10 protein-coding genes are annotated in these 7,806 nt (G+C 70.8%); 4 read left to right on the top strand and 6 right to left on the bottom strand.

Translation table 11 applies throughout. The features are described 5' to 3' along the window. The 3 genes from ABZE72_RS14240 to ABZE72_RS14230 form a co-directional block, all read right to left on the bottom strand. On the bottom strand, window positions 1-207 hold a 207-nt coding region (locus ABZE72_RS14240), incomplete at its 3' end, for a hypothetical protein (protein ID WP_372729693.1). Between the two features lie 77 nt (window positions 208-284). After that, window positions 285-404, bottom strand: a complete 120-nt coding sequence (locus ABZE72_RS14235) for a DUF664 domain-containing protein (protein ID WP_372729692.1) — start codon at window positions 402-404, stop codon at window positions 285-287. 103 nt (window positions 405-507) lie between these two features. Next, the gene (locus tag ABZE72_RS14230; RefSeq protein WP_372729691.1) at window positions 508-2,004 is read right to left on the bottom strand and encodes a DEAD/DEAH box helicase; all 1,497 of its coding nucleotides are present in this window, start codon (window positions 2,002-2,004) and stop codon (window positions 508-510) included. Window positions 2,005-2,238: 234 nt separating this feature from the next. Here ABZE72_RS14230 and ABZE72_RS14225 point away from each other — a divergent pair, with 234 nt between their 5' ends. Next, a complete protein-coding gene (locus ABZE72_RS14225) occupies window positions 2,239-2,940 on the top strand; it encodes a ferritin-like fold-containing protein (RefSeq protein ID WP_372729690.1) in 702 nt (233 codons plus the stop codon). A 76-nt stretch (window positions 2,941-3,016) separates the two neighbouring features. Here the strand turns inward: ABZE72_RS14225 and ABZE72_RS14220 are convergent, their stop codons facing one another. The 3 genes from ABZE72_RS14220 to ABZE72_RS14210 all read right to left on the bottom strand — a co-directional run bounded on the left by ABZE72_RS14220 (window position 3,017) and on the right by ABZE72_RS14210 (window position 4,263). Beyond that, window positions 3,017-3,286 (bottom strand): GlsB/YeaQ/YmgE family stress response membrane protein, encoded by a 270-nt coding sequence (locus tag ABZE72_RS14220; protein ID WP_372729689.1) that lies wholly within the window; start codon window positions 3,284-3,286, stop codon window positions 3,017-3,019. A 102-nt stretch (window positions 3,287-3,388) separates the two neighbouring features. Further along, on the bottom strand, window positions 3,389-3,610 hold the full coding sequence (locus ABZE72_RS14215) for a DUF3107 domain-containing protein (RefSeq protein WP_372729688.1): 222 nt from the start codon (window positions 3,608-3,610) through the stop codon (window positions 3,389-3,391). Window positions 3,611-3,675: 65 nt separating this feature from the next. Then, window positions 3,676-4,263: a TetR/AcrR family transcriptional regulator gene (locus ABZE72_RS14210; RefSeq protein ID WP_372729687.1), complete on the bottom strand. Its 588-nt coding sequence runs from the start codon at window positions 4,261-4,263 to the stop codon at window positions 3,676-3,678. A 232-nt stretch (window positions 4,264-4,495) separates the two neighbouring features. Here ABZE72_RS14210 and moeZ point away from each other — a divergent pair, with 232 nt between their 5' ends. The 3 genes from moeZ (at window position 4,496) to ABZE72_RS14195 (ending at window position 7,740) form a co-directional block, all read left to right on the top strand. Further along, window positions 4,496-5,728: an adenylyltransferase/sulfurtransferase MoeZ gene (gene moeZ, locus ABZE72_RS14205; RefSeq protein WP_372729686.1), complete on the top strand. Its 1,233-nt coding sequence runs from the start codon at window positions 4,496-4,498 to the stop codon at window positions 5,726-5,728. A 124-nt stretch (window positions 5,729-5,852) separates the two neighbouring features. Next, window positions 5,853-6,752, top strand: a complete 900-nt coding sequence (locus ABZE72_RS14200; RefSeq protein WP_372729685.1) for a hypothetical protein — start codon at window positions 5,853-5,855, stop codon at window positions 6,750-6,752. A gap of 109 nt (window positions 6,753-6,861) precedes the next feature. Next, complete coding sequence (locus ABZE72_RS14195) at window positions 6,862-7,740, top strand: hypothetical protein (protein WP_372729684.1); 879 nt, start codon at window positions 6,862-6,864, stop codon at window positions 7,738-7,740. The last annotated feature ends 66 nt before the right edge of the window (window positions 7,741-7,806 follow it).

Raw genomic sequence — 7,806 nt, 5'->3', positions numbered from 1 at the left:
CGGACCCGCGACCGGAAGCTCGGTCTGACCGAAGCCCGGGTCATAGGTCATCGCCGCATCCGCCAACGACTCGGTCGAGTGCATGGCAGCCCACGCCACCGCGGCCTGCAACAACTCGGCCTCAGCCCGGTCCGCCACCGACCGCTGACCCCGCGCGAACGCGAGCACCGCAGCAGCGGTGTCCACATCGGGAAGCGTCTCGGTCATGGGTCAACCCAACCAGCGAGCACCGACAGTTCGGCCGCCAGAACCGGCCGATCTTCCACCATCCGGACAACGATTTCTCATGAATCGTGGACCGTCGGTCGGTCGAGCACGAGCCGCTGGCCACCATCGGCGAGCTCCCGACAGATGTCCAGGTGCCCGGCATGCGTCGCGGTCTCGACGATGACGTGCAGCAGCACCGTCCAGCCCCCTCGGCGTCCGGCCGGACGAGACGCCGCACAACGCAGCAGGACCCGCCCGACGACGTCGGGCGGGTCCTGCGCAGGTCGAACTACGGGTCGATCAGGAGTCGGCGGACCCCGACTCGGAGCCGGAGGGGCGACGACGACGGCGGTTGCGGCTGCGGCCGGACCGCGCCTCGCCGGACTCGCTCGCCGAACCCGAGGGCGCAGCAGCGGCAGCCGGCTGCTCGGTGGCCGGGGCGCTGCCCTCGGCCGCGGTGGCGCCACCGTGGCTGCGGGTCCGGCTGCGGTTGCGGTTGCGGGGCTGACGCTCGCCGCCACCGTCGCGACCCGACCGGTCACCACCGGAACGCTCGCCCGAGCGGCCGCCGGAGCGGTCGTTGCGGGGGGCCTTCGGAGGCTGCGGGGCGGGGTCGACGATGCGGCCCTTCGTGCCCGGCGGGATGCCGAGGTCGTGGTAGAGGTGCTCGGAGGTGGAGTACGTCTCCTGCGGCTCGTCGAAGGGCAGGTCGAGCGCCTTGTTGATCATCTTCCAGCGGTGCAGGTCCGCCCAGTCGACGAACGTGACGGCGATGCCGCTGGCACCCGCGCGGCCGGTGCGGCCGATCCGGTGGACGTAGGTCTTCTCGTCCTCGGGGCAGGTGTAGTTGATGACGTGCGAGACGCCGGCGACGTCGATGCCGCGGGCGGCGACGTCGGTGGCCACCAGCACCCGCAGCGTGTCGCCGCGGAACTTGGTCAGCGCCTTCTCGCGGGCCGCCTGCTGCATGTCTCCGTGCAGCGGGCTGGCGGCGAAGCCGCGCTCGGCGAGGTCCTCGGCGATCCGCTGGGACTGACGCTTGGTGCGGGTGAAGACGATGATCTTGTCGGCGTCCTCGGCCTGCAGGATCCGGCCGATGATCTCGGGCTTGTCGAGGTCGTGGGCCTGGAAGATGAACTGCGCGGTCGCCGGCACCAGCTGGGTGTCGTACGACGACTCGGCGCGGATGTTCATCGGGTGCCGCATGTGCGTGCGGGCCAGCGAGACGATCGCGGCGGGCATGGTCGCGGAGAAGAGCATGGTCTGGCGCGTCTCGGGGGTCAGCGAGAGCAGGCGCTCGACGTCGGGCAGGAAGCCCAGGTCGAGCATCTCGTCGGCCTCGTCGAGGACCAGCGCGTGCACGTGGGAGAGGTCCAGCGCGCGGCGGTTGGCCAGGTCGATCAGGCGACCCGGGGTGCCGACGACGATGTCGACGCCGGACTCGAGGGCCTCGAGCTGCGGCTCGTAGCCGACGCCGCCGTACACGGTGAGGACACGCAGGCCGCGGTCCTTGCTGGCCAGGTGGAGGTCGTTGGAGACCTGGAGCGCGAGCTCACGGGTCGGGGCGACGATCAGCGCCTGCGGCTTGCCCTGCGGCAGGTCGGCGTAGTCGGGGTCCTTGGGCGAGACGCTGCGCTGCAGCACCGGGATGCCGAAGGCCAGGGTCTTGCCGGTGCCCGTGCGAGCCTGACCGATCAGGTCGGTGCCGACCAGGGCGACCGAGAGGGTCATCTCCTGGATGGCGAACGGGGTGACGATGCCGGCGCGCTCGAGCGCGTCGCAGATCTCGGGGTGCACGCCGAGTTCGCGGAATGTGGTGGTGGTCAGTGTCTTTCGCTTTCGTGAGGTCAGCCGGAAGTGCGGCGACCCATCGCTCCTGCCAGGGGCAGGGAAGTCTCGACGGCGTCAGCCGCGCACATGCAGACGGGGCGCCGCCGCTCGTGGAGCGGGGCCGTCTCGCCGGTCGAGGTCGCTTCCCGCAGGCGCGGGCGCGGCACTCGATCACTTCGAGTCTATCGGTAGGGTGCGGCCATGACTGAATCGACCGGCGGCGACGGCCCGGTGGCCCTGGAAGACCCGCAGTACCGGGAGGCGGTCGTCGACCTGCTCGGCGCCATCGCCTACGGCGAGATCTCGGCGTTCGAGCGGCTCGTCGAGGACGCGAAGCTGGCGCCCTCCCTGCAGGACAAGGTGGCCATCTCCCGGATGGCGACCGGCGAGTTCTCGCACGTGATTCCGCTGCTTGACCGGCTCAGCGCCCTGGGGGCCGACCCGTTCGAGGCGATGGCACCCTTCGGTGCGGCGATCGACCTGTTCCACGCCCACACCGCCCCCTCCGACTGGTTCGAGGGCCTGATCAAGGCGTACGTCGGTGACGGGCTGGCCAACGACTTCTACCGCGAGATCGCGGCGTACCTCGACGTGGACACCCGCGACGTGATCCTGACGTCGCTGGAGGAGACCGACCACGCGGCCTTCGTCGTCGACCGGGTGCGCGCGGCCATCGTCGCCGACCACCGGCTCGGGGGCCGGCTGGCCCTGTGGGGTCGGCGACTGATGGGGGAGGCCCTGACCCAGGCGCAGCGGGTGGCCGCGGAGCGCGACGCGCTGACCGCCCTGCTCGCCGGTGGAGTGGACCGACCGGGGCTGGACCTCGCCGCCATCGGGCGGATGTTCGCCCGGATCACCGAACGGCACGCCGAACGGATGGCCGAGCTCGGTCTCGACTCCTGACCCGACCTCGCAACACACAGCAGGGCCCGCGCCGAGGGATCGGCGCGGGCCCTGCTGCGTACGACGGACGTGCCGATCAGGCCGTGGTGCGACCCGTGACCGAGGCGGCCGCCATGACCAGGACGGCAGCGACGCCGACCTGCCAGACGTGGCGCCACCAGTCGATGCCGCCGGTGCTGGGGTCGAAGAACTGCGTGTAGAGCACGTTGCCGACGATGATGCCGCCGATGCCGCACAGGATCGTCAGCCAGAGCGGAATGTTGTCCCGGTCGCCGGGGGCGACCAGCTTCCCGAGCAGCCCGATGATCGTGCCGCCGATGAGAGCCCACAGGATGGCGCTGAGCATGGGGGTCCTTTCCACAACTTCGGCAGGGTGGGGCACCCGGTGGGGGCCCTCACCTCGATGATGGCGCGTGCGCGACCCGTCTGCACGGAGCGCGCCGTCGGGTCAGGAGCGGAAGCCCACGTGCCCGGCGACGCCGCCGCCGATCTCGATGTACGCCAGCTTGGCGGCCGGCACCAGGATCCGTCGGCCCTTGCTGTCGGTCAGGGCGATCAGCCCGTCCGAGGTGACGGCCTCGCCGACCATCTTCTCGACGTTCTCGGCCGTCTCGTCGGTCTCGACGAGCAGTTCACGGGTGGCGTGCTGGACGCCGATCTTGACCTCCACAGGTCCTCCTTGGAATCGCGTTCGGTGGTGCACGGGGGACAGGGCGTCCCGAACCGCGCGGTTGTTCAGTGGTCGTCGGTGAGGGGGTAGCCCCGGATGCCACGCCAGGCGAGCCCGGCAACCAGGCCGGCGGCGTCCGACTTGCGGATACCGCCGCCCTCGGAGAGCCAGAACCGGGCACTGACCTGGGCCATTCCCACCAGGGAGACGGCGAGCAGACGCGAGGCCGGGTCGGGCAGTCCGGTGTCGTCGTGGATCACGTGGGCGATCATCGCGGCGCACTCGGTGGTGACCCGCTCGACCTGCTCGCGCACGGCCGGCTCGCTGGTCAGATCGGACTCGAAGACCAGGCGGAAGGCCCCGGTGTCGCCGGCGACGTACTCGAAGAAGGCCTGCATGGTGGCCTCGACCCGGAGCTTGTTGTCGTGCGTCGAGGCCAGCGCGATCCGGCAGTTCTCGATGATCTGGTCGCAGGAGGCGTCGAGCAGGGCGAGGTAGAGGTCGAGCTTGCCGGGGAAGTGCTGGTAGAGCACCGGCTTGGAGACGCCCGCCCGCTCGGCGATGTCGTCCATCGCGGCCGCGTGGTAGCCCTGGGCGACGAAGACCTCGAGGGCCGAGGAGAGCAGCTGGGTGCGTCGCTCGTTGCGGGGCATGCGTCCGCCACGGGGTCGTGCATCTGCCGCTTCTTGCTGGCCAGCGCTCAACTCGTGCTCCTCGGTTCGGACGGGTCGCCCCGCGGTTTCGCAGCCTACCGGGCAGCCGACGTCGTCCGGATGACGGGACGCGACGCGGCGACGATGCCGGCTGCGGCGACGATGGACGGAACATCTGGCGGGCCGGCGGGGTTGACCCGGGGTCCACCGACGAACCGATCGAGGAGCATCCGTGTCTTTCCCCCCGCTCGTGGAACCCGCCGACGAGCTGAGCGTCGACGAGGTACGCCGCTACAGCAGGCACCTGATCATCCCCGACGTCGGGATGACCGGTCAGAAGCGACTCAAGAACGCCAAGGTGCTCGTGATCGGTGCCGGTGGGCTCGGCAGCCCGGCCCTGCTCTACCTGGCGGCGGCCGGCGTGGGCACCCTGGGGATCGCCGAGTTCGACGAGGTGGACGAGTCGAACCTGCAGCGCCAGATCATCCACGGCCAGTCCGACATCGGCCGGCCCAAGGCGGAGTCCGCCCGCGACTCGATCGCCGAGGCCAACCCGCTGGTCAACGTGGTGGTGCACAACGAGCGCCTCGACAACGACAACGTGCTGCAGATCTTCGAGGGCTACGACCTGATCGTCGACGGCACCGACAACTTCGCCACCCGCTACATGGTCAACGACGCGGCGTACTTCCTGAAGATCCCCTACGTCTGGGGCTCGATCTACCGCTTCGACGGCCAGGCGTCGGTCTTCTGGCCGCACGCGCCCGCCGACGGTGCCGACGCGCTCGCCCCGGCCAGCGGCGAGGCGCCCTGCTACCGCTGCCTCTACCCCGAGCCGCCCCCGCCCGGGATGGTGCCCTCGTGCGCCGAGGGCGGCGTGCTCGGCGTGCTCTGCGCCAGCATCGGGTCGATCCAGGTCAACGAGGCGATCAAGCTCCTCACCGGGGTCGGCGACCCGCTGGTCGGCAAGCTGATGATCTACGACGCCCTGGAGATGGAGTACCGCAAGCTGCGCGTGCGCAAGGACCCCAACTGCGCGCTCTGCGGAGAGAACCCGACGGTCACCGGCCTCATCGACTACGAGGCGTTCTGTGGCGCGATCTCCGAGCAGGCGGCGGACGCTGCCGTGGGCTCGACCATCTCGGTCGGCCAGCTCGAGACGATGCTGAAGGAGCGCACCGAGGGGACCCGCGACTTCGTCCTGGTCGACGTGCGTGAGCCCAACGAGTACGAGATCAACCGGATCCCCGGTTCGGTGCTGATCCCCAAGGGTGAGTTCCTCAACGGCAACGCGCTCGCCGAGCTGCCGCAGGACAAGCAGGTCGTCCTGCACTGCAAGAGCGGGGTCCGATCCGCGGAGGCGTTGGCCGTGCTCAAGGGTGCGGGGTACAGCGACGCCGTGCACGTCGGTGGCGGAGTGGTGGCCTGGGTCAACCAGATCGACCCGAGCCAGCCGTCGTACTGACCCGAGTGGTTCACATGGCCCGATCGGGTCACCGGGCGTAACCCGGGTGGGCTAGCCTCGTTGGGCCATGTGAACCCCGCGTCGCCGTACGGTCGACGCGCGCCTACTCGGGAGGTTTTCCCCCATGTCGTTCGCCTCGTCGAACCTCCGCCGCCGCACCCTGCGTGCGCTCGGCGCCCTGTCGGCCTCCGTCCTGGCCGCGGGCCTCTTCACCGCAGCCCCGGCTGACGCCACGCAGGGCGGGAGCGTCCCGGTCTGGGCGCCTGCCGACACGGCCACGATCCACCCGGGCACGATGATGTACACCGACGGCGGCCAGTGCACCGCCAACTTCGTCTTCACCGACGCCGCCGCCAACGTCTACGTCGGGTACGCCGCGCACTGCGCCGGCCTGGGTGCCGCCACCGACACCGACGGCTGCGAGAACGACTCCCTCCCGCTCGGCACCCCGGTCGAGTTCCGTCAGGGCGGCAGCCTGGTCAGCCGCGGCACCAAGGTCGGCTCGGGCACGCTGGCCTACTCGGCCTGGCTCACCGAGGCCCAGATCGGCACCACCGACCCCAACACCTGCGCCTACAACGACTTCGCGCTGGTCAAGGTGGACCCGGCCGACGTCAGCAAGGTCAACCCCTCGGTTCCGTTCTGGGGCGGTCCGACCGGGATCGACACCGACGGCACCGAGGCCGGTGACGACGTCTACACCTACGGCAACTCGAGCCTGCGTGCCGGCGTCTCGGCGCTCTCGCCCCACCAGGGCATCAGCCTGGGTGACGACCCGGCCGACGAGGGCTGGTCGCACCCGCTCTACACCGTGACCCCGGGTGTCCCCGGCGACTCGGGCTCGGCGTTCCTGAGCGAGGGCGGCAAGGCCATCGGCACCCTCTCCACCCTCGGCCTGCTGCCGCTGCCCGCCTCGAACAACATCGGCGACCTGTCCCGCGAGCTCGCGTTCGCCCAGGCCCACTCGGGGATCGCCGGCCTCACGTTGGTCCACGGCACCGAGCCGTTCAACCCCGTTCTCTGACCCACGCAGGACCAGGGAGGAAGCAGTCACCCGGACAGCTGCCCGGGTGATCCCAGGGAAGACGGCCCTCACAGGCGGAACTGTGAGGGCCGTCGCTCGTTGTAGGGGTATGCGTCCCTCACGTGTCTCGGCCCTGCTCTCAGCGGTGGTGCTCGCCGCCGGGCTCGGTGCTCCCGTCGCCAGCCCCGCCGCCGCCAGCCCCGCCGCCGGCCCCGCCGCACCCATGAAGCGGTGGGCGCCGGTCGCCACGGCGACGATCACGCCGGGCGTGCAGATGTACACCGACGGCGCCCAGTGCACGGGGAACTTCGTCTTCACCGACAAGCGCTCGCGGGTCTATGTCGGGTACGCCGCCCACTGCGCCGGTCTCGGCGAGTCCGACGACACCGATGGCTGCACCACCAAGTCCCTGCCGCTGCGTACGCCGGTCCGCTTCGCCACCGGCGGCAATCTCGTCTCCGACGGCAGCACGCTCGGTGCCGGGCGGCTGGCCTACAGCTCCTGGTTCACCATGCAGCGGTTGGGGACCAAGGACTGGGAGACCTGCGCCTACAACGACTTCGCGCTGGTGCGGGTCCGCACCCGCGACATCTCCAAGGTCAACCCGACCGTGCCGTTCTGGGGCGGTCCCACCGGGCTGTCGAAGAGCGGCACCTCGTTCGGGGACCGGGTCTTCACGTGGGGCCACTCGGGTCTGCGACCCGGCACGGCGCTCTCGCCCCGGGACGGTTACTCGGTGGGCTACGACGGCAACTGGAGCCACGAGGTCTACACGCTGACCCCCGGCGTCCCCGGCGACTCGGGCAGTGGCTTCCTCGACGCCGACGGCCGCGCCTTCGGCGTTCTCTCCACGGTCCAGATCGCCCCGCTCGCGGGAGCCAACGGCGTCGGCGACCTGCGCCGGGAGCTGCGTTTCGCCAGGCGGCACTCCGGCATCCGCGGGCTGCGGCTGGTGCGCGGCACCGAGCCCTTCTCGTCGGCTCGCTGAGGGCTGTCCAGCCCGGTGACCCGGATCGACCCCGAGGAGTACGCCGAGCACGTGCTGGCCTGCGTG

Origin of the sequence: Nocardioides sp. (genome assembly GCF_041600255.1) — a bacterium.
In the GTDB taxonomy this organism is placed as follows: domain Bacteria; phylum Actinomycetota; class Actinomycetes; order Propionibacteriales; family Nocardioidaceae; genus Nocardioides.
This window is presented reverse-complemented; position numbering and strand designations above follow the sequence as displayed.